This window comes from Alkalibacterium sp. (genome assembly GCF_046484155.1).
Taxonomy (GTDB): Bacteria; Bacillota; Bacilli; order Lactobacillales; family Carnobacteriaceae_A; genus Alkalibacterium.
Genome location: NZ_JAWOBT010000133.1, coordinates 66,154 through 86,788, shown reverse-complemented (window position 1 = coordinate 86,788; position 20,635 = coordinate 66,154). Strand labels below are relative to the sequence as shown.

The following is a 20,635-nucleotide window of genomic DNA, read 5'->3' as shown; positions in this document are numbered from 1 at the left end:
TAATCAATGCACGTGATATAAGACATATTCGACGTCAGTATTCGAATAAATGAAAATCTATAGAGAGTTACCCAGAGGTTATTCCTCAAGTAACTTTCTATAGATTTTTTCACTTTCTTATACGACTTGATGGATCTAATTTTTTCTCTACCCATGCCAATACTAAATCTGCGATAATTGCCATCAGTGCAGTAGGTATAGCCCCAGCTAAAATGATAGCACCGCCACTTGATGCATTCACTCCACGTTGTATAATGTCACCTAAACCGCCGGCTCCGATAAACGTTCCGATTGCTGTTACACCAATGGCAACCACCAAAGCATTCCTAAGACCAGCCATAATTACTGAAAGCGCCATAGGCAATTCTACTTTGTAGGTCAGCTGAAAGCGTGTCATTCCCATACCTTTCGCGGCATCTAACAGAGCATTGTCAACATTTTTTACACCCGCATACGTATTTTTTAGTATAGGTAATATTGAATACAGAAATACAGTAATGATTACCGTAGTAACACCTATGCCAAATCCAAGCATCAGGATCGAAAGTAAGGCTAAGGAAGGAATCGTTTGAATGACATTCGCTGCACCAACTACCCAATCTGCTAATTTCGCATGTCTTGCTATCCAAAATCCCAGGGGTATTGCAATAATAGCAGCAAATAAAACGCCGTAAATTGATATGAGAAAATGTCTGATAAATTGTTCCCATAAATACGGACCATTTTGTTGGACATAATAAATTAATTGTTGCAGAATATTCATTTGTGAGATCTGATCTAATCCTTCAATATTTAACATTTTATTCACCCCCTACTGGTTCAAGATAAGGCTCACTGTCCTCAAAATAATTATTTGCTTCTAAAAATTTCCTTGCTACAGTTGCTGGTTCGATTAAATATTCATCAGCCGTAAAATTCAATTCCTGCATGACGTCTGTTTCTATTTTCCCTTCCAGCTTCAATAATATCTCATCTACTATAGGATACTTCTCAATAGTTTCATATTTGGCAGAAGGACTCGCATCGTAAGGTGGGAAAAAGTTCAAATCATCTTCCAAAAATACCAAGTCATAGCTTGCAATACGTCCATCTGTTGAATATCCCAACACAACATCCATATCGCCCGACTGTACAGCGTCGTATACGAGCCCTATCTCCATAGGGTAAACAGTATCAAATTCAAAGTCATAGGTTTCTAAGAAGGCTCGATAACCATCTCCTTCTCGTTCCATCCAGGAATTATCTACGCCCGCTGTCAAATCATCAGCTATCGATGTTAAGTCACTGATTGTTACTAAATCATGTTCCTCAGCCAACTCACTGGTCACTAAGAAAGCATATGTGTTTTCAAAACCATATGAAGGGTAATACTTAATGTTATATTGTTCAAGAAATCCCTTAGTCACCGCTGCTCTTGCTTCGTCAGGATCCGTTATAGGCGACATTCCCAGGTCTCCTGTCAAAGCTGTACCTGTATAAGTTGCAGCCGCTATATCAGCGTCATTTCCTACTAAGGCTTGATTAACCATAGTTGAAGATCCCAAATTCTGGATAACCTCAGAGTTCATGTCGGTATAATGATTAACCATTCCTTCTACGATATAACCCAATATCACCATTTCAGTCGATGACTGTGTGGCTATTCGGATATTTCCTTCGTCTGAGATGCCAGTCCCTAAACCAGGTAGAGAGCAGGCTGTCAAAAAGAGGGTCGATACAGTTAGTAATCCATATTTACTCATTCTATTCATTTTATCAGCCCTTTCTTCATCCTGCTGCTCTATTTCGAGGTGTGACTTTCTTTTCTATTTTCCCTAATATGAAATCAACTAGTAACGCTAGGATAGTTACTGGGATCGTTCCTCCAATAATTAATTCGGGAATATATAAATTCAACCCATTAAAAATAAAGTCTCCGAGTCCCCCAGCACCAATATATGATGCCAGTGCCGCCCAGGCTATGACATATGTCCCAGATAATCGTATGCCTGCCATGATAACCCCCGCTGCTTGGGGAAGCTCAACTTTACGGACCAGTTGGCTTTCGGTCATACCCATCCCTCGCGCAGCATCCACTAGATCAGGATCAACATTTTTCATGCCCGTATACGTATTTCTTAAAATAGGTAGAAGTGAATAAATAAATAGTGCGATGATTGCCGGCACCCGACCTATTCCAAATAGTGGAATCATTAAGGCAAGCAGTGCTAAGGAAGGTACTGTTTGTAATATAGAAGCCATACCTATAAATATTGTAGCCAATACATTGGTTCTTGTAAGTAAGATTCCAACGGGAACTGCTACGAGTACACCTAATCCTAATGCAACCATTGATATATATAAATGTTCCCAAATCAACCGCATCATTTGAGAACCATAATCAGCAAAAAATTCAGCCATGTCTTCCCCTCCTTATTCAGAATCTTTTAGTGACATTTTTTCTAACGGGACACTTTCGGATGCTTCGTTATCGCCCCATATAGTATTATAAACGATGTCCACTAGTGCGGTTCGAGTAACTAAACCTTGTAATTTCCCTTCTTCGTCCACAATTGGAATGCTTTTAAATTCTCGTTTCAGCAAACGGTCTGCTACATTTCCTAGCAGTGTACCTGATTTAACATAATATACATCCGTCATAATTTCCTGTATTGTTGCAGCTTTTTTTCTGTTCCGGTTAATACTTTCAAAATCAACGACACCCTGAAGATGACCTTCTACATCTGTAACGAGTAATGTATCTACCCGTCGAGCTTGCATTTGTTTAATGGCTTCGCCCAAGGTAGCTTCGCTTTTCACAGTTATAGGTTTCTTGATCATTACCTGATCCACCGTCTGCATAGTTGCCGTTTGCTGTAGTCTGTCTTCGCCTAAGAAACTCTCGACAAATGCATTCGCCGGATTAGCTAGAATGTTATCTGGCGTATCATATTGAACGATTTTACCTTCTGACATGATAGCGATTCTATCAGCTAACTTTAATGCTTCATCCATGTCGTGTGTGACGAATACCACAGTACGTCCCATTTCCTCTTGTAAGTTTTTAACCAGTTCTTGTAATGCTTCACGAGTAATCGGATCTAGGGCTCCGAAAGGCTCGTCCATCAGAATGATATCCTGATCTGCTGCTAGAGCTCTGATAACTCCAATTCGCTGTTGTTGTCCGCCGGAAAGTTCTTGTGGATATCTGTCTAAAAATTCCGTAGACATATCTACTTTTTTAAGTAAACTTTCGGCTGATTTCCTCATTTTTTCTTTGTCCCATTTTAAAAGTTTTGGAACCATGACGATATTTTCATAGACAGTCATGTGCGGCATTAGTCCAGTCTGCTGGATAACATATCCGATTCTTCGTCTCAGATTAACAGCATTTTCATCTTTAATATTTTTATCATCAATTATGATCTCACCTGAAGTGGACTCGATCATTCGATTTATCATACGCATCGTGGTTGTTTTACCACTACCAGAAGTTCCAATCAGGACCACAAACTCTCCTTTGTTAATTTTAAACGAAATATCGTCAACAGCTTTCGTACCATCTCCATAAACCTTTGATACATTTTTGAATTCAATCATGATCATTACTCCTTTTGGGTATCTAGTTAAAATATCTATTACGCAAGCATACTCATGTGATGGATTACATATAAAAAATGCCTGATATCTGATTAATCTTTAGAAAAATCAGTTATCGGGCAGTTAATACGTTCAACTACCTGTATCGAATTTACGCGCGTATTATTAAATAATACTGCATTTAATATCCTTATATATTATTACAAAAAGATGACTTTAAATCAAATCACTCCAGCTTTTTCATGAAATTATAAATCAACAAGAAGACCAGCATTCAATGCTAGTCTTCTTGTTGATTTATAAAATTGGAGAAAACAAGCGACTAAACTGCTGTTTAAAAACTTCCCACTTTGAGTAGTTATCTATAATATCTTGCGTTAATAAATAGGAGTATTTCAGATCCTCGTCAAAGAGCTGGAGCTGTTCTTTTGCTAAAAGCCGATCATAGATAAAGGCATTTACTTCAAAATTAAGTTTGAAACTCCTGATATCAAAATTAGCCGTTCCCACAGACAATAATTCACCATCGATAACGATTGTTTTAGAGTGTAAAAAGCCGTTATCATAGATAAAAACTTCAGCACCATAATGAAGCAGATCCTCAGCATAACTTAACGTCGCACGATAGATGAAAGGATGGTCAGGTTTATTAGGAATCATAAGCTTGACATGTATACCCGATAATAAGGCTATCTTTAATGTTTCCATTAGAGCCTCATCTGGAATGAAATAAGGCGTTTGAATATGAACTGACTCTTTAGCCATACTTATCATTTTGATGAAACCTTTTTTTATCGCATGCATTTCATTGTCGGGACCACTGGAAACTATCTGCATGTCGGTAGAGCCTTTTAAAACTGAAAAAGGAAAATATTTCTCATCGTATTCAACGGTTGCCTTCTTTACCGATGCGTTCCAATCCATCAAGAATCGTGTTTGCAACGTGAGTACCCCATTCCCTTCAATTCTCAGGTGAGTGTCACGCCAGTAACCCATTTTTTCGTATAACCCTAAGTAATCGTCTCCGACATTGAAACCACCCGTATATGCTATTTCCCCATCAATGACTACTATTTTCCTGTGATTTCTATAATTGAGACGTAAATTGATAAGGAAGAATTGTGAACCGAGAAAAGCTTCTGCCTGACCACCATATTCTCTTAACCGGTCAAAGAAATGTTTTCCTAATACCCTAGCACCGACAGGGTCAAAAAGCACTTTTACTTGGACACCTTGTCTGGCTCTTTCTTCGAGCGCATTTACAAGCTTTTTCCCTATGTCATCTCCTCTGAAAATATAATAAGTGACATGAATATGATGCTCAGCTTGACTGATATCTTCCAGCATCTGGTCAAACTTTTCTTTCCCGTCACTGATCAGCGTGACTTTATTTCCTTTTGTTAATACAGCTTGATTACTTTCTAGAAATAAACGAATCAATTCAAACGTTTTATCTTGATATAAGGACTCCGGAACATCTAAATTCTCCGATTCAATTAATTTTTTTTGTGATTCAACCAACTGGGCCATCCCAATTCTCTCTTGAGATTGAATATCAAATATTTTTTCTTTGGAAATCTTTCGCCCTAAAAACAAATAAATAATAAAGCCAAATCCAGGCAACATTGTGATAACTAATAACCAGGCCCATATCGCTGCGATATCTCTTTCTTTTTCTCGAAAAACAGTGAATATAGCCAATACTGAGTTAAGAAATATGACTATCCAAAAAAGTGTAGATATAATATTCATTTATGACTCCTTCTAAAAGCCTCTATTTACTTCATTTTACATTAGTCCCACTATTCCAGTCCAGTATAAAAGAAAGTTATAGATCATTTATTTTTAGGATGAAAAATAATCCGGGAATTCTTATATAACATCAACATGACCACCATGGTAACTAACGCAGTCACTATCATGCTTAAACCATTCATTACAAGCGAGAACAAGAAAGCACTCAGCCCCCACAAAGCATAATCACCCCAGAATATCCAGCCAGCAATAAAATGCCAAAAATAGCGGCCCAAAGCACCCGCCAATACAGCAATCAGGATGTAAAACTGAACCATTTTATTATTGTTTAAAGCGATATTCCGAAGAATTTCTTTACTGTAAAATCCGGCTATTCCAACAAATGTGTAGGCTAATGTGTACTCTATAATAACTTGATAAATATTCAACATATAAATAGAACCAGTGACGAAATGTAATAGTCCCCACAGAAAGCCAGCATAGAGTCCAGGCAGGAGTCCTCGTCTTATAGCGTAAAAGGTTAGTGGGATCATTCCCAAAGAAACACTGAAAGATGAACCTATGCCCGTAGGAATCAATGACAGCACCATAGCTATCGTTGCAAATAATGTTCCTTCTAAATATATGCGTAATTTCTTATTTTGCATAAAAAATCTCCTCCTAAGTAATAAACTGAACTAGGGAGGAGAGGGTGTTTGAAATATAAGTATGCATACTTATATTTCACTATTTTCTCAAATGAGTACTCTTCCTACGCACGTATGAACGTACAGGTTCGAAGGGTCTAAACTATTAGTTCACTCTCAGTCAATAACATTGACTCCCCTAGTACAGTATTATTTTATTGTTTTACAAAGTGTTTTATCTTGTGAAGCGTCTATTCTGATTCACTTCCATTATCACAGGTAAAATAATTGGACGTCTTTTTGTTTTCTTGAATAAGTGACTATTCAAGGCTTCTCTTATATCGCGTTTTATCGAACCCCAATCGAAATCATTGTGCTTCAGGTTCTCTTCCACGATATTTTTAACGATATCTGATGATTCATTGATTAGATCTTGGCTTTCTTTGACAAAGACAAATCCTCTGGTAACTATATGTGGATTTGAAACGATCCTTTGTTTTTTACGATCGATTGTCACAACAGCTACGAAAATCCCGTCTTCTGATAACAGACGTCTGTCTCGTAAAACGATATTTCCTATATCTCCAATGCCGATCCCATCAATCAGGGTATTATCAGCAGAGACTTGACCACTTTGAGTCATTTTATTTTTAGCATAACTCACTACATCTCCGTTGCTTAAAATAAAGATGTTTTGATAAGGTATGCCTGTTTCGTGCGCTAAACTAGCGTGAGCAGCCAGCATGCTGTATTCCCCTTGAATCGGGATGAAATACGTTGGCTTGAGTAAATTAATCATTAATTGCAGATCATTAGGTGTACCATGTCCAGATGCTTTTATATTATCTGAAATATGCTTAACTGTAGCTTCTGCACGGTAAATCATATTTTCAGTTTTAGCAACCATAACTTCCATTGCAGTTGAAGGACTTGTTGCAATAAAAATCAAATCGCCTTCTTTAATATTTACCTGAGGATGATTACCAGTTGCCATACGATTAAGTGTTTTAATTGGTTCGCCGGCGGCCCCAGTTTCCAATACAAGAACTTCATCATCGTTATACTTATCGATTTTATCTACCGGTACAATTAAATTGTCATCCGGTAAGGTCAGTTTGTTTAATCTTAAAGCCGTTTCTAGAATAGCTTCTAAGTTTTTCCCTGTAATAAACACTTTACGTTTAGAACGGTGTGCAGCATTTAAAACTTGTTGAATACGCAAAATATTGCTTGCTACTGCCGCAACAATTATACGACTACTTGTGTTTTGGAAAGTAGCCAGGACTTCCTCCTGAACCTTCTTCTCAGAAGCATTTTCAATAGGACTTTCAGCATCCCCTGAATCACTGAGCAAGGCAAGAACGCCTTCTTTGCCCAAATCTGATATTTGAGATAAATCACTTCGATACATTTCTTGAGCACTTTGATCGAATTTAAAGTTACCCGTATAGACGATGTTGCCCTCTTCAGTCTGCACAGCAATACCCATTGAATCCGGAATAGTATGCGTTGTACGGAAGAACTTAACGATCGTACCATTAAAATCAATTTCTGTTTTCTCATCAATAACGTGAAAGTCATCAAACGAAGGTTTTAAACTCGAATTATTTACAAACAATTTTGCTAACTCTATCGTCAATTCCGATCCAAAGACGGGAACTTCAAATAAATCTAAGAAGTAAGGTAATGCTCCAATAGCATCCTCATGACCGTGTGTCAAAAAGACACCCGCTATTCTGTCTTTATTTTCTTCTAAATAACTGAAGTCAGGAATGACCGCATCAATACCAAAGAGTTCATCTTCCGGGTATATGAGCCCACAGTCAAGGACAAAAATGTCCTCTCCCGATTCCACTACATATAAATTCTTACCATTTTCTCTTACTCCTCCAAGAGGAATAATTTTTATATTACTCACTATTTTCCACCTCTAAATAAGCTTTTCAGCTTTTATTATTTTATAGTTTTTTTCACCTATATGTTGCCTGTTCGTTTACACTAGTACGTAAAGTATAGCACAGATTTGGCAATTTTCATACTCTGAGACTATCTCAGGTATTTCACCTTTATCTTTCATAATAATCAGCACTTCAAATGCTAAAATGCCAGATAATCACAACTTATTAAGCTTATTCCTAAACAGTCTCGATTTTTGATAGAATAAAGAGCATAATAAAATAAAATCGAAAATCTTTTAGAGATTATTTTTCTATTTTGATTTATATAAAGGGGAACGAAATTCATGTCTTTGTCGCAGAAAATTATCGATGAACTTACATTAGCTTACCCGGAAAAGATATCCTATGCTCAACTGATCAAAAAGGCTGAAACTGGAAAAGAATCAGTTGAACAAGCTTTAAACGAATTAAGTGATCAGAACTACCCGATTTGTTTAAATCGCAATGAAATAGGTTTAGCTTATCCGTTGCTGTCTATAAGAGCCATCGGTGAACAGTTGAACACCCAATTTATCGGACGGCATTTGCATCTTCACCCTTCTCTCAAATCAACAAATGATTACGCTAAAGAACACCTTGCTAGACTTGAAAACGGAGATGTTATCCTTGCTCACGAACAAACATCTGGTAAAGGACGATTAGGGCGAGGATGGTCGTCTCCTGCCGGAAAAAGTATCTCTATGTCTATAGTATTAAAACCTACCATCCAATTCAAGGATATTTCTTTACTTACTCAATTGACTGCTGCCGCTCTCGTTAATGCTTTAGAAGATTGGATCGATGTGCAAATCAAATGGCCCAATGACATCATTTTGAATAAAAAAAAGATTTCCGGGATTTTAATCGAAACAGAATTCTCGGGCAGCATTTTAAGAGGCATTATTATAGGCATTGGCGTCAATACTAATCTGGAAAAAAATGATATCCCAAAAGAACTGCAAAACAAAGCAACTTCGATAAAAGAGTATACAAAAAAAGTAGTTGACCCTAACTTACTGCTTGCCCGCTTCTTCACTTCTTTTGAACGCTATTATAGAGCCTTTTTAAACTCTCAGCAGACGGACCCTTTTCTAGCCGTCTGCCGTGACCATTCTATTCTCCTTGGTAATGACTTCTGGATAATTAACCATAAGATAAAAAGGAAGGCTCTCATTCAAGACATTGCCCCCTCGGGTGGACTCATTGTAAAGTATCATGATACTGACCAAACAGATATCATTACATCTACAGAGCTATCCATTAGGGGAGATGGTGAATATCTCTAAATGAGTCGTCTAGCAGTTGATGAAAAAGTGGAAATTGACGGACTATTTTTCAAGAAGAGAGATACATGGCTATAATCATAAGAACGAGTTGATGAAGAGGGTAGTAGGCATAGAAAAAATAGCGCGGCAGCTTGGGTAGCTTGAGACCTTGTTTACTGATAAAAAGAGGTAAGGAAAGGAGAGCGAATATTTGTAAAGATAATCCCACTAGAAACTGAACCAACGTAGCGAGCACAATCCCCTGCGACTGGTCTTTTTCTTTTAACCAATAGATACTCCAGCCAAACACGAACCCATAAATACTGTATTCAGCAAACAGACTTAAAAATCCAAATAATAAAGCAAAGCGTCTATACTTCATTGATAATGAAAATAAAGCGAGTAAAAAAAGTACATTAATAGCATTGGGCGTTATCGGCATTGACAGAAGCCCGAGCAGGACCAGCCGGGAAATGTATCCCCTGTAATTGCTCGTTCGTTTTGTTCCTTCTATCGTGCTGTAAAGAAAACATGGGAAAGCTACCCGACCAATTATACGAAGAAGCAAGAGTTGAGGGAACAAAAAATAACCAATATGATCAATAGTCATTGTTATGATTCCAATCCATTTAATTGTGTTCAGCTTGTGATTAAAAGAACCGCTCATAACTAGACTCCCCTTTCATCGCTATTCAAAATTGATTGCATAAGTGTAATCCCGATTCCTTAGTTAACTGTATACTAAAACCTGATTTTTTGAAATGTTTTTTCTGATCAAATTAAAAATAAAAAGCGTGTATACTCATTATATTATATGAGCATACACGCTTTCTATAGAATTATATTCAAGTCAAATTATTTTGCTTCTTTTTCTGCTTCTTTTTCTGCTTTTTTTTCTGCTAATACTGCTTTTCGAGATAGGTTTACTCTACCTCTACTATCAACTTCAGTAACTTTAACATCAAATTTGTCTCCAACAGAAAATTCATCAGCAACATCTTTAATATATGAATCAGATAATTCTGACACATGTACTAAGCCATCTGTGCCTTTGATAATTTCGACGAAAGCACCAAAATTCTCAATCCGTTTAACTGTGCCTGTATATATTTTACCAACTACAACTTCTTCAGTTAACTCTTCGATTATTTTAATCGCACGTTGAATCGCGTCTGCATCTTCACCATATATTGAAACATTACCTTCTTCATCAATGTCGATTTTAACTTTCGTCTCATCGATAATGCTGTTGATGGTTTCCCCACCTTTACCAATGACAACTTTGATTTGAGCAGGCTTTATTTTAATTGATTCGATTTTAGGTGCATAACGACTCAATTCTTTACGTGGCTGTTTAAGTGTCGCTTCTAAATTATCAAGAATTTCAAATCTTGCTTTTTTTGCTTGAACTAAAGCTTCTTCAAGAATCTCTTTAGTGATACCCTCAATTTTGATATCCATTTGTAAAGCAGTAATACCTTTACGTGTCCCCGCAACTTTAAAGTCCATATCTCCTAAGTGGTCTTCAAGTCCTTGAATATCGGTTAACACAGTATAATTGTCGCCTTCCATTACAAGTCCCATAGCAATCCCGCCAACAGGTGCTTTGATCGGTACACCGGCATCCATTAACGCGAGTGTTCCTGCACAGATACTTGCTTGTGATGAAGAACCATTTGATTCAAGAACTTCAGCAACTAAGCGAATCGTGTAAGGGAAATCTTCTTCGTTTGGAATAATAGGCAGTAATGCACGTTCACCTAAAGCACCGTGACCTATTTCACGACGGCCCGGTCCTCTAACAGGTCCAGTTTCTCCAACAGAATAATTAGGGAAATTGTAGTGATGCATGAACCGTTTGCTATCTTCACTGCTCAATCCATTAATATGTTGATATTCATTCAACGGAGCAAGTGTAGCCACAGACAATGCCTGTGTTTGACCACGTGTGAATAGTCCAGAACCGTGAACACGCGGTAAAATAGTGACTTCAGAATCAAGCGGTCTGATTTCATCCACTTTACGACCATCGGGGCGTGTGTTCTCTTCAAGAATTAAACGACGAACTTCGTCTTTCTCCATACCTTCTATAATTGATTTCACATCTTTAATTACCGAAGCATAATCTGGTGCATCCATGTACTCATTTTCGTATTTTCCAACAACAGATTTTTTAAGTGCTGTCGTTTTTTCAGCACGTTCTTGTTTATCAAATGTTTGAATCGCTTCTTTCATCTGATCGTTAAATGCTGCAACAACTTCATTTTTCAGTTCTTGATCGGGAAGAAGTAAAGTAACATCCATTTTTTCTTTTCCTACTGCTTCAGTAATTTCTTGTTGGAAAGCAACTAAATCTTTAATAGCTTCATGTCCGAAAAGTAAGGCTTCCAGCATTTCTTCTTCAACTACTTGATTCGCTCCACTTTCAACCATATTAATAGCATCTTTCGTTCCTGCAACCGTTAGCTGGATGTCGGATTCTTTCATTGCTTCTTCAGATGGATTGATAATAAATTCGCCATCGATGCGTCCCACATTTACTCCTGCAATAGGGCCATTGAATGGAATGTCAGAAACACATAATGCGAGTGAAGAACCAAACATCGCAGTCATTTCTGGGGAATTATCTGGATTTACAGACATCACCGTATTCATGATCTGCACTTCATTACGGAAGCCTTCTGCAAACATTGGTCGAATCGGTCTGTCAATAAGGCGAGCTGTCAATGTCGCATTATCAGATGGTCTTCCTTCACGTTTAATAAATCCTCCAGGTATTTTACCGACAGAGTACATTTTCTCTTCATAATTTACCATTAAGGGGAAAAAAGGTAGTGTGCTGGGTTTTTTACTTGCTACAGCCGCGGTTAAAACGACCGTATCTTCATAGCGAACGAGAACTGCGCCATTGGCCTGTTTAGCCATTTGTCCGACTTCTACAGTCAGCTTGCGTCCACCAATTTCAGTTGTAAAAACTTTTTTATCAGTCATTCATTTATCTCCTTCATTTTGACAGGAAGCCATACCTACTAAACAAACGTCATTGTTCTAATGAGTCAGACTAATCACGTTTGTATAGTAGAATGATAGGCATCCTGATTTTTTTTATAAATAAAGCGAGATTCCTTGGAATCCCGCTTTGTATTTATGATAATAATCAAACATAGCTACCTTACATCTAAACAGATGATGGAGCTACTATGTTTAAGCAATCGATTAACGACGTAAACCAAGTCTTTTAATTAATTCACGGTAACGTGTAATGTCTTTGTTACGCAAATAAGCTAACAAGTTACGACGATGACCAATTTTTTTCATTAGTCCACGCATTGAATGAAAGTCTTTTTTATGTGTTTTTGCATGTTCATTCAATTCATTAATATCAGCAGTTAAAACTGCGATTTGTACTTCCGGAGAACCAGTATCTCCTTCGTGACGGGCATATTCATTAATGATTTCTGTTTTCTTTTCTTTTGAAATTGCCATTTTTTTCCACCTCTTTCCATAATATGAATCCTGTTACTGAGTAAGCGCTGGTGATACGGCAAACCAAGCAAAGGTCTTTGTGTAAAATCACTTTTAACACTGTACAAATACTACATGATTTATTAAATTAAATCAAGTCTCATGACCAAGTTTCGGGGTTTTCATTCCATTTATCTAAGGATTCCAAGTCATCGTGTTCGATTAAACCGGTACGGAATGCGGCTTGGACTAGGCTTGTATAATCTGTGACCGAATGATTTTCAATATTCAGATTATCGAAGGCACTCTTGCTCAAAGAAAGTTCATACGTAAAAATAGCAGCCACCCCAAGAACTTCTGCGCCTTCGCTTTTCGCAACATTTACTGCATCTATTACACTTTGCCCAGTAGAAATCAAATCCTCGATGACCACAAGCTTGGCACCTGATCTAAAGGTTCCTTCGATCTGCTTTCCTGTGCCGTGTTTTTTCGCTTCGCTGCGGATATAGACCATAGGTAGCTTCAGTCTATCGGCAACCCAGGCTGCATGTGGTATCCCCGCTGTTGCTGTTCCGGCTATCACTTCAACTTCTGGGTAATATTTCATTATCACCTCTACAAGAGCGGTTACGATTTGCTCTCTTACCACTGGATAACTCATTGTTAATCGATTGTCACAGTAGATGGGACTTTTCAATCCGCTGGTCCATGTATAAGGTTGTTTAGGTCTCACATTGACCGCACCAATTCTTAACAATTCTTCTGGTATAGTCTTTTTACTGTTCATATAATTAGTTATTCCCCTTTCCATTGACGTAAAACTTCTAAGTATGAGTCGACAGGATTTATAGATTGCGTTATGGTTCGTCCTAAAACGATATGAGTGGCTCCAAGTTCCCTTGCCATTGCAGGTGTTGAAACACGGTGTTGGTCATCTTTCATTTCAGTATTCAAACGAATTCCGGGTGTTACTCGCAAAAATTCATCACCCATTCTTTTCTTTATGATATCTGCCTCATGAGCAGAGCACACCACACCATCTGCCTGAGCTGCGTATGATAACTCGGCATAATGAAGCACGCTTTGTGCCATAGTGTATTCACAACGCTGTTCCTGTCTGAGCATCTCTTCAGAAGTAGACGTCAATTGTGTAACTGCAAGAAGTAAAGGCCTCTGTGCATTAGCAGGTGTTCCTATCTCAAGGCCTTCTCTAGCTTCTTCCATCATTTTTTTCCCACCGGCAGCATGCATATTGATCATGTCTACTCCTAAACGGGCAATTCCTGTCATTGCTTTCTTTACAGTAGTCGGAATATCATGCAGTTTGATGTCTAAAAAAACATCGTGCCCTGCTTCTTTTAGTGTGTAGATTATAGAAGGCCCCTGCTGATAGAAGAGTTCCATCCCAACTTTCAAATTCAACTGCTGATCTGGAAATATACTTAAAAATTGTGAGACTTCTTTTTCAGTGGAAAAATCTAAGGCGATGATCGGTTTATTGTCCATTGAGTCTTCCTTCTTTCACTTCTTGAATCAGTCCTTCGAGAGAATCGATCCCCAGTTCTTCCATTCGTTTAGGTAACTGAGCGATAATTTCATTCATTACGACCGGATTTTTATAAGTTGCCGTTCCGATAGCTACCGCAGATGCTCCTGCCAAAAACATTTGAATGACGTCGTCGGTATTCTGGACGCCTCCCATTCCAATGATTGGAATACTTACTGCATGAGAGACTTGATAGATCATGCGAACGGCAATAGGGAAGATCCCTTCTCCCGACAGTCCTCCCATTGTATTTCCTAAGACCGGTTTTCTGGTTGTCACATCAAAATTCATACTCAACACAGTGTTGATCAAACTTAGTCCATCCGCTCCACCGGCTTCTGCCGCTTTTGCGATCTCTACTATATTTGTCACATTGGGGGTCAGTTTGACATAAACTGGTACCGTGACTGCCTGTTTCACTTTTCTAGTAATACGTTCCACAATTTTGGGATCCACTCCAAATGTCAAGCCCCCTTCTTTGACATTGGGACACGATACATTCAACTCTATCGCACTGATTATATCGGTTTGGTTAAGTCTTTTAGCCACTTCTACAAATTCGTCTTCTGTTTCTCCAGCCACACTACCGATAACGGGTGTTGAGAATCTCGCTAAGCTGGGAATTTTTTCAGCGACAACAACATCAACACCGGGGTTTTTTAGTCCTACCGAGTTAAGAACACCGTTACTTAAAGGATGAAACTTCGGGTCTTTATTCCCTACTCTCGCTTGTATTGTCGTTGATTTCAGTACAATAGCTCCTAAATTATTATAATCATACAGATCATGATACATGTCTCCGAAGCCGAAAGTACCACTGGCCGGCATGATCGGATTTTTCATTGACAGACCCGGTAAAGATACACTTATGTTAGTCATTGAGACTCCTCCATTAAATTTATTAAAGACAGTTATAAAGCAGCGGTTAAAAATGTTCTGGATTCCAATACGCTTATAATAGCTGAAACAGTGTCCAGTGAAGTCATCAGCGGCACACCTTTTTCAATCGATGCTTTTCGTATGGAAAAGCCATCTTGTACGGCGTCGATATTTTTCCCCGTTGTGTTGACTACGAGATCCACTTGGTCCGACAAAATGTTTTCCAGGATAGTTTCTTCTTTGTCTTCACTTTTTTTATGAATCACCTTTACCGGGATGTCTGCTTCTTTGAGAGTTTTTGCTGTACCTTGTGTGGCTAAAATCAAGTACCCGATCTCATAGAATCGTCTGGCTAAATCTACAGTTTCTTCTTTATCCTCATTAGAAACAGTGAATAATACTTTCCCGTGATCCGGCAAATGCATACCGCTCGCTTCAAAGGCTTTATAAAGAGCTTTTTCTAATGTTTTATCGCTCCCCATCACTTCCCCAGTTGATTTCATCTCAGGGCCAAGTGAAGCATCCACTTTAAGGAGTTTAGAGAAACTGAACACAGGCGCTTTGACATGTACGAGATTTGGTGTGCTGCATAATCCGGGTTCGTATCCCTGTTCAATGATAGAGGATCCTAATATGGCTTTTGTGGCGACTTTTGCCATCGGGATATTTGTTACTTTACTCAAAAAAGGCAATGTGCGGCTCGCGCGCGGATTCACTTCGATGACATAAACCGTTTCGTCATGTACAACGAACTGAACATTCATCAATCCCAAGCATTTAAGACCAATACTTAGTTTTTGTGTATACTCCACTATAGTCTGAATGGTTTTTTGAGACAGATGCTGAGGTGGGTAAACAGCCATAGAATCCCCTGAGTGTACACCGGACCGTTCAATGTGTTCCATTATGCCGGGTATCAGAACATCCTTCCCATCACAGATGGCATCTACTTCTACTTCACACCCGATCAGGTAACGGTCGATCAATACGGGATGCTCTGAAGAAATTTTTATAGCTTCGTTCATATATTTTGATAGGTCTAAAGGATTATCTACGATCTTCATTCCTCTGCCGCCTAAGACATAACTTGGTCGAACAAGTACCGGATACCCTATCGCTGAAGCGATAGTTAGTGCTTGTTTTTCGGTCGTTGCCGTACTTCCTTCTGGTTGGAGTATAGCCATTTCTTTCAATGCTTTTTCAAAAGCATTTCGGTTCTCTGCTCTATCTAAATCCTCGACGGCCGTACCTAAAATAGTCACTCCCAATTTTTCCAGTGGTTCAGCAAGGTTTATGGCTGTCTGGCCTCCAAACTGAACAATGACACCTTTGGGTCTCTCAAGTTTTATGACATTCATGACATCTTCTAGCGTTAACGGTTCAAAGTAAAGCTTGTCTGAGATTGAAAAGTCAGTCGAGACCGTTTCAGGGTTATTGTTTATGATGATCGCCTCATACCCAGCTTCTTGAATCGCTTTGATGGAATGCACCGTTGCATAATCAAATTCAATGCCCTGTCCGATTCTTATCGGACCAGATCCTAATACCAGTATGGATTCTTTTTCTGTCACAACACTTTCCTGTTCCTCTTCATACGTGCTGTAAAAATAAGGTGTAGAAGAGTCAAACTCAGCCGCACACGTATCGACTGTCTTAAATACTGGTTGTATCCCATGTTCTTCTCTCAACTCACTGATGTCCAGTTCTGTTCTTTGCCATAAGTCAGCAATACATTTATCAGAAAACCCAAATTGCTTTGCATACAACAGCTGTTCTAAATCGCCTTTATTCTTTTTCAGCATCTCCTCAATTTCAACAATGTGCAGGAGCTTATCTAAAAAAAACAGATCGATTTTTGTTAATTGTGCTAGTTCTTCTATTGGAAACTTCCTGCGAATAGCTTCAACAAGATAAAACAAGCGGTCATCCTGGGCTTTGACCGTTTTAGCGATCAACTGGTCATCACTCACTGATTTCAAACTATCCAGTTCAATGTGACTGACTCCAATTTCCAGTGAACGGACAGCCTTCAACAGACTTTCTTCAATGCTGCGACCGATAGCCATTACTTCTCCCGTTGCTTTCATTTGAGTAGTCAGTGTTCGGTCTCCTGTTTCAAATTTATCAAACGGCCACCTGGGTATCTTGGCAACCACATAGTCAAGGGCCGGTTCAAACTGAGCGTAAGTTGTTTGTGTCACAGGATTTTTCATTTCATCCAGCGTCAGACCAACTGCTATTTTTGCCGCAAGTTTGGCGATAGGATATCCTGTCGCTTTACTCGCCAACGCCGAAGAGCGGCTCACCCGTGGATTTACTTCGATGATGAAATAGTTGAAGCTATGCGGATCCAATGCTAACTGTACATTACATCCACCCTCTATTTTCAGCGCTCGAATAATTTTCAATGAGACATCTCTCAACAGCTGATATTCTTTATCTGTTAATGTCTGACTGGGCGCTATGACGATCGAGTCTCCTGTATGAATGCCGACAGGATCTATATTTTCCATATTACACACGACCATCGCATTATCATGATGGTCTCTCATGACTTCATACTCGATTTCTTTATATCCGGCTATACTTCTTTCAACCAGACATTGACTCAAAGGTGATAAACTGATTCCGTTCGCTACGATTTCCCTCAGTTCAGTTTCATTATCGCATAATCCTCCACCTGTTCCGCCCATTGTAAATGCCGGACGAACGATCAGCGGATAGCCTATTTCATCCGCAAAATCGACCGCCTCTTCTATCGTATGGACGATTTCACTGTCTGGAACAGGTTCATTCAGTTCACGCATCAGGTTACGAAACTGATCCCGATCTTCAGCTTGATTAATAGCAGATAACTTGGTCCCGAGCAGTTCGATATCCAACTCTTCCAGGATACCGGCTGCATCCAGCTGAATAGCCATATTTAAACCCGTCTGCCCTCCCAAAGTCGGCAAGATCGCATCGGGTCGCTCTTTGCGTAATATTTTGGAAACGAATTCCAATGTCAAAGGTTCTATATACACTTTATCCGCGATTTCTTTATCCGTCATGATAGTAGCCGGGTTAGAGTTGATCAGAACAACGGAGTACCCTTCTTCTCTTAAAGCTAAGCAGGCCTGAGTGCCCGCGTAATCAAACTCAGCTGCCTGTCCAATAACGATCGGGCCGGAACCGATAACTAAAATTTTTCTGATATCTGCTCTTTTAGGCATCTTTTTTTTCCACCTTCCATGCGTCCATTAATTCGGTGAACTGATCGAACATTCCTGCTCCATCATGTGGTCCGGGTGCTGCATCCGGGTGATACTGGACACTGAAAACAGGGTAAAATCGATGTTTTAATCCTTCAACTGTCCCATCGTTTATTTCTAAGTGTGTGACCATTAGTTTTTCTTTGTTGATCGATTCTTCAGAAACTGCATAGCCATGGTTTTGAGATGTGAAATCGATTTTTCCAGTTGCGATTTCTCTGACTGGATGATTGAATCCTCTATGTCCAAAGTTCATTTTATAAGTCTCTGCTCCATTTGCTAAGGCAATCAGCTGATGCCCTAAACAAATACCGAAAATCGGAAAGTGTTTCTGCAACTGCTTCACCATTTCATGGGCATAAGGCAAATCTTTCGGGTCGCCTGGCCCATTGGTCAGCATGACACCATCAGGATTTAAATTCAATATTGTTTCAGCATTTGTGTCATGCGGGAGCACAGTTACGTGACACTCCCGCTTATTTAACTCATGTAATATACTGTGCTTCAATCCATAATCTATTACGACGACCTTTCGTCCTATCTGAGGATTCACATAAGGTCTTGTTGTCGAAACTTGTTCGACCTGATTTCTGGGAAGTTTCGTTTGAGATAACTGTTGTGTGATTTCATTGATTTCTCGTGTATCATCTGTCAAAATAGCTTTCATTGCCCCATGTTCGCGAATCACCTTTGTAAGTCTTCTGGTATCAACGCCCATAAGTCCAGGAATATCTTTTTCTTTTAAAAATTCATCTAAGTTCATCTGACTTCTCCAGTTAGAGGGTCTTCTGGCATATTCTTTAACTATAACTGCTTTAGTCGTAGGGACGATCGATTCATAATCGTCCCGATTGATTCCTGCATTTCCAATCAGGGGATAAGTAAATGTTAATAACTGGCCATTATAGGACTGGTCGGTAATAGATTCCTGATACCCCGTCATGCCAGTATTAAATACTACTTCTCCGATGGTCTCTTTACTTGAACCAAAACCATATCCTCTAAAAACAGTCCCATCTTCCAGCACCAGTAGTCTTTTCTTCATTGGATCCCCTCCTCATAAGCCACTTGGCCATCCACGATCGTGAATGCTGTCGATCCATTTACTTCCCATCCTAAAAATGGTGTATTGGATGCCTTCGACTGAAAATCTTCTTTCCTGATCACTGTTTCTTGGTCTAAATCGAAGCAGGCTAAGTCCGCTGGTGCTCCTACTTCGATTACACCTGTATCAAAATCAAACACTTGTGATGGCATGACAGTCAAGCAGTCTACTAGCTTCTTGAGCGTGACCTTACCTGTTTTCACCAGATAGGTATAGAGCAGCGAAAAAGCCGTTTCACTTCCGACGATCCCAAATGGAGAATCGATCATCGAACCATTTTTTTCTTCATCACTGTGAGGGGCATGATCCGTTGCAATCATATCGATAGTCCCATCGAGTAAACCTTCAAGTAAAGCTTTCTGATCTTCTCTGCTCCTCAGTGGCGGATTCATTTTGTATTGACTCGTATCACTTGGGATATCTTCTTCACAGAGTAGCAGATGATGCGGAGTGACTTCCGCAGTGACGTGGATGCCTGCTCGTTTGGCCTCTCTTATCACTCTTACACTCTCTTTAGCTGAAACATGACAGATATGATAATGTACGCCCGTCTCTTCTGCAAGCAATACATCTCTTGCGATTTGAGTGGATTCAGTCAGCTGCAGCATTCCCTGTAAACCCAATTCTTTGTTCCTTGTACCTTCATGCATCACACCTCCTCCAAAAAGTAGAGAATCATCTTCGGTGTGGGCCACGATCGTCGTTCCCACCAAGGCTGCTTCCTGCATTGCCTTATACATCGTCCCGGCCGTCTGGACACCCACACCGTCATTCGTAAATGCAAATGCTCCTGCCTTCAACAGTGCTTTCTGATCAGTCAATTCTTCCGAAGTAAGTCCCCTTGTTATTGGTACATACTGTTTTACTTTTACACTGGCCTCTCGAGCAATGATTTCTAATATCCTTTTCAGATTTTCAACTGTATCAGGTTCAGGGTCAACATTCGGCATTGCACAAACCGTCGTAAATCCTCCTCGTGCGGCCGCTTTAGTTCCCGTTTTTATTGTTTCTTTGTATTCATATCCCGGCTCTCTCAGATGAACATGAACATCAATAAGTCCTGGCGTCACCAGTCTACCCCTGGCATCGATAGTAATAGCAGCAGGATGGTTTAAACTTTGTCCAATTGTATTTATCTTTTTATCAGCTATATAAATATCGACTAAATGAGTCTGACTGTCATTCTTAATGATAGCTGCATTTTTAATTAATAGTGACACGTTCATT

The 20,635-nt window shown here is 39.3% G+C and carries 17 protein-coding genes and 1 riboswitch; of the genes, 1 reads left to right on the top strand and 16 read right to left on the bottom strand.

Annotation, left to right across the window (positions count from 1 at the left end):
• Positions 1-109: 109 nt before the first annotated feature.
• From R6U02_RS09730 to R6U02_RS09700, 7 genes are all read right to left on the bottom strand, one after another.
• Entirely contained in the window at positions 110-772 is a 663-nt protein-coding gene (locus R6U02_RS09730) for an ABC transporter permease (RefSeq protein WP_410263419.1), read from the bottom strand.
• 28 nt (positions 773-800) lie between these two features.
• On the bottom strand, positions 801-1,751 hold the full coding sequence (locus R6U02_RS09725; protein WP_410263413.1) for an osmoprotectant ABC transporter substrate-binding protein: 951 nt from the start codon (positions 1,749-1,751) through the stop codon (positions 801-803).
• A 16-nt stretch (positions 1,752-1,767) separates the two neighbouring features.
• A complete protein-coding gene (locus tag R6U02_RS09720; RefSeq protein ID WP_410263412.1) occupies positions 1,768-2,400 on the bottom strand; it encodes an ABC transporter permease in 633 nt (210 codons plus the stop codon).
• Positions 2,401-2,412: 12 nt separating this feature from the next.
• Positions 2,413-3,579, bottom strand: coding sequence for a betaine/proline/choline family ABC transporter ATP-binding protein (locus R6U02_RS09715; RefSeq protein ID WP_410263411.1), 1,167 nt, complete (start codon positions 3,577-3,579; stop codon positions 2,413-2,415).
• Positions 3,580-3,876: 297 nt separating this feature from the next.
• Entirely contained in the window at positions 3,877-5,331 is a 1,455-nt protein-coding gene (cls, locus tag R6U02_RS09710; protein ID WP_410263410.1) for a cardiolipin synthase, read from the bottom strand.
• Between the two features lie 83 nt (positions 5,332-5,414).
• Positions 5,415-5,981, bottom strand: a complete 567-nt coding sequence (thiT, locus tag R6U02_RS09705; protein WP_410263409.1) for an energy-coupled thiamine transporter ThiT — start codon at positions 5,979-5,981, stop codon at positions 5,415-5,417.
• 83 nt (positions 5,982-6,064) lie between these two features.
• Positions 6,065-6,171, bottom strand: a riboswitch (TPP riboswitch).
• Positions 6,172-6,195: 24 nt separating this feature from the next.
• Positions 6,196-7,878 carry a ribonuclease J gene (locus R6U02_RS09700; protein ID WP_410263408.1) on the bottom strand — a complete coding sequence of 561 codons (1,683 nt, stop codon included), beginning with the start codon at positions 7,876-7,878 and terminating at the stop codon, positions 6,196-6,198.
• Positions 7,879-8,202: 324 nt separating this feature from the next.
• Between R6U02_RS09700 and R6U02_RS09695 the strand changes: the two genes are divergently transcribed.
• Positions 8,203-9,183 carry a biotin--[acetyl-CoA-carboxylase] ligase gene (locus tag R6U02_RS09695; protein WP_410263407.1) on the top strand — a complete coding sequence of 327 codons (981 nt, stop codon included), beginning with the start codon at positions 8,203-8,205 and terminating at the stop codon, positions 9,181-9,183.
• Between the two features lie 49 nt (positions 9,184-9,232).
• On the opposite strand, the gene R6U02_RS09690 is transcribed toward R6U02_RS09695, so the two are convergent.
• From R6U02_RS09690 to R6U02_RS09650, 9 genes are all read right to left on the bottom strand, one after another.
• Complete coding sequence (locus R6U02_RS09690; RefSeq protein ID WP_410263406.1) at positions 9,233-9,829, bottom strand: TraX family protein; 597 nt, start codon at positions 9,827-9,829, stop codon at positions 9,233-9,235.
• A 188-nt stretch (positions 9,830-10,017) separates the two neighbouring features.
• Positions 10,018-12,153 carry a polyribonucleotide nucleotidyltransferase gene (gene pnp / locus R6U02_RS09685; RefSeq protein WP_410263405.1) on the bottom strand — a complete coding sequence of 712 codons (2,136 nt, stop codon included), beginning with the start codon at positions 12,151-12,153 and terminating at the stop codon, positions 10,018-10,020.
• Positions 12,154-12,378: 225 nt separating this feature from the next.
• The gene (gene rpsO / locus R6U02_RS09680; RefSeq protein WP_410263404.1) at positions 12,379-12,648 is read right to left on the bottom strand and encodes a 30S ribosomal protein S15; all 270 of its coding nucleotides are present in this window, start codon (positions 12,646-12,648) and stop codon (positions 12,379-12,381) included.
• 139 nt (positions 12,649-12,787) lie between these two features.
• On the bottom strand, positions 12,788-13,414 hold the full coding sequence (gene pyrE, locus R6U02_RS09675) for an orotate phosphoribosyltransferase (protein WP_410263403.1): 627 nt from the start codon (positions 13,412-13,414) through the stop codon (positions 12,788-12,790).
• A gap of 8 nt (positions 13,415-13,422) precedes the next feature.
• Complete coding sequence (pyrF, locus tag R6U02_RS09670; RefSeq protein ID WP_410263402.1) at positions 13,423-14,133, bottom strand: orotidine-5'-phosphate decarboxylase; 711 nt, start codon at positions 14,131-14,133, stop codon at positions 13,423-13,425.
• Positions 14,123-15,052 (bottom strand): dihydroorotate dehydrogenase, encoded by a 930-nt coding sequence (locus R6U02_RS09665; RefSeq protein ID WP_410263401.1) that lies wholly within the window; start codon positions 15,050-15,052, stop codon positions 14,123-14,125. Before R6U02_RS09665 ends, pyrF begins: the two co-directional genes overlap by 11 nt.
• 32 nt (positions 15,053-15,084) lie before the next feature.
• Positions 15,085-18,264, bottom strand: a complete 3,180-nt coding sequence (gene carB / locus R6U02_RS09660) for a carbamoyl-phosphate synthase large subunit (RefSeq protein ID WP_410263400.1) — start codon at positions 18,262-18,264, stop codon at positions 15,085-15,087.
• On the bottom strand, positions 18,257-19,348 hold the full coding sequence (locus R6U02_RS09655) for a carbamoyl phosphate synthase small subunit (protein ID WP_410263399.1): 1,092 nt from the start codon (positions 19,346-19,348) through the stop codon (positions 18,257-18,259). The genes carB and R6U02_RS09655 overlap by 8 nt, the downstream gene beginning before the upstream one ends.
• On the bottom strand, positions 19,345-20,628 hold the full coding sequence (locus tag R6U02_RS09650) for a dihydroorotase (protein ID WP_410263398.1): 1,284 nt from the start codon (positions 20,626-20,628) through the stop codon (positions 19,345-19,347). Before R6U02_RS09650 ends, R6U02_RS09655 begins: the two co-directional genes overlap by 4 nt.
• Between the last annotated feature and the right edge of the window lie 7 nt (positions 20,629-20,635).

What these genes read in the sequence shown, in the direction of transcription:
- R6U02_RS09725 (WP_410263413.1), bottom strand. Translation starts at nt 1,751, where the DNA reads ATGAATAGAATGAGTAAATATGGATTACTAACTGTATCGACCCTCTTT.
- R6U02_RS09720 (WP_410263412.1), bottom strand. Translation starts at nt 2,400, where the DNA reads ATGGCTGAATTTTTTGCTGATTATGGTTCTCAAATGATGCGGTTGATT.
- R6U02_RS09715 (WP_410263411.1), bottom strand. Translation starts at nt 3,579, where the DNA reads ATGATTGAATTCAAAAATGTATCAAAGGTTTATGGAGATGGTACGAAA.
- cls (WP_410263410.1), bottom strand. Translation starts at nt 5,331, where the DNA reads ATGAATATTATATCTACACTTTTTTGGATAGTCATATTTCTTAACTCA.
- thiT (WP_410263409.1), bottom strand. Translation starts at nt 5,981, where the DNA reads ATGCAAAATAAGAAATTACGCATATATTTAGAAGGAACATTATTTGCA.
- R6U02_RS09695 (WP_410263407.1), top strand. Translation starts at nt 8,203, where the DNA reads ATGTCTTTGTCGCAGAAAATTATCGATGAACTTACATTAGCTTACCCG.
- R6U02_RS09690 (WP_410263406.1), bottom strand. Translation starts at nt 9,829, where the DNA reads ATGAGCGGTTCTTTTAATCACAAGCTGAACACAATTAAATGGATTGGA.
- pnp (WP_410263405.1), bottom strand. Translation starts at nt 12,153, where the DNA reads ATGACTGATAAAAAAGTTTTTACAACTGAAATTGGTGGACGCAAGCTG.
- rpsO (WP_410263404.1), bottom strand. Translation starts at nt 12,648, where the DNA reads ATGGCAATTTCAAAAGAAAAGAAAACAGAAATCATTAATGAATATGCC.
- pyrE (WP_410263403.1), bottom strand. Translation starts at nt 13,414, where the DNA reads ATGAACAGTAAAAAGACTATACCAGAAGAATTGTTAAGAATTGGTGCG.
- pyrF (WP_410263402.1), bottom strand. Translation starts at nt 14,133, where the DNA reads ATGGACAATAAACCGATCATCGCCTTAGATTTTTCCACTGAAAAAGAA.
- R6U02_RS09665 (WP_410263401.1), bottom strand. Translation starts at nt 15,052, where the DNA reads ATGACTAACATAAGTGTATCTTTACCGGGTCTGTCAATGAAAAATCCG.
- carB (WP_410263400.1), bottom strand. Translation starts at nt 18,264, where the DNA reads ATGCCTAAAAGAGCAGATATCAGAAAAATTTTAGTTATCGGTTCCGGC.
- R6U02_RS09655 (WP_410263399.1), bottom strand. Translation starts at nt 19,348, where the DNA reads ATGAAGAAAAGACTACTGGTGCTGGAAGATGGGACTGTTTTTAGAGGA.